This window comes from Corynebacterium sp. KPL2850 (assembly GCF_040225855.1).
Taxonomy (GTDB): Bacteria; Actinomycetota; Actinomycetes; order Mycobacteriales; family Mycobacteriaceae; genus Corynebacterium.
Window position 1 is genome coordinate 1 of record NZ_JBEHFV010000077.1, and the last position, 693, is coordinate 693.

Sequence of the window (693 nt, forward strand, 5' to 3'; positions counted from 1 at the left end):
GCTGCTTGCTAACCCTGACATCGCGAAACTGATTGATGACCTAGGCACGTCCACCACGGATGCCAACGACCTGGTTCTGGGCATGGTGCAAGCCTCGATCACTAGGGGTTTGAATGCTGAGATGGATGCCCACCTTGGCTACGAATCTGGCGACAGGAGTGCTAAAGCTGCTGCTGGGACAAACAATCACCGCAACGGGTCGTATCCAAAGACCGTGGATTCTAACTACGGGCCGGTTACGGTTGATGTGCCTAGGGATCGGGCTGGAACATTCTTGCCGACTATGGTCCCTAAAGGCTCGAGGAGATTGACCGACGTTGATGACATGATCGTCAGCTTGTATGCCGGTGGGATGACCATTCGGGATATCCAGCATCATATGGCTACTGCGATGCGTGTCGATATCTCTCATGAAACAATCTCTGCAGTAACTGATGCCGTCGGCGATGAGGTCATGGTCTGGCAAAACCGCCAGTTAGACGAATTCTACCCCGTAGTGTTTCTCGATGCGCTGCGCATTAAAGTCCGCGACGGCGGCCGAGTGGTCAACAAATCCGCGTACATGGCAATCGGGGTGGACCTCGACGGGATTAAGCACATTTTGGGCCTATGGATCGCCAAAGAAGAAGGCGCTTCATTTTGGGCGCAGGTATGTGCCAATCTTTCTAACCGTGGGGTCAAAGACGTCTTTAT

Annotated in this window: 1 protein-coding gene; it reads left to right on the plus strand. The window is 53.2% G+C overall.

Going from position 1 to position 693, the window contains the following annotated elements:
- Window position 1: 1 nt before the first annotated feature.
- Window positions 2-693, plus strand: a 692-nt coding sequence (locus ABRP93_RS11630) for an IS256 family transposase (RefSeq protein ID WP_502879669.1), incomplete at its 3' end; no start/stop codon positions are given.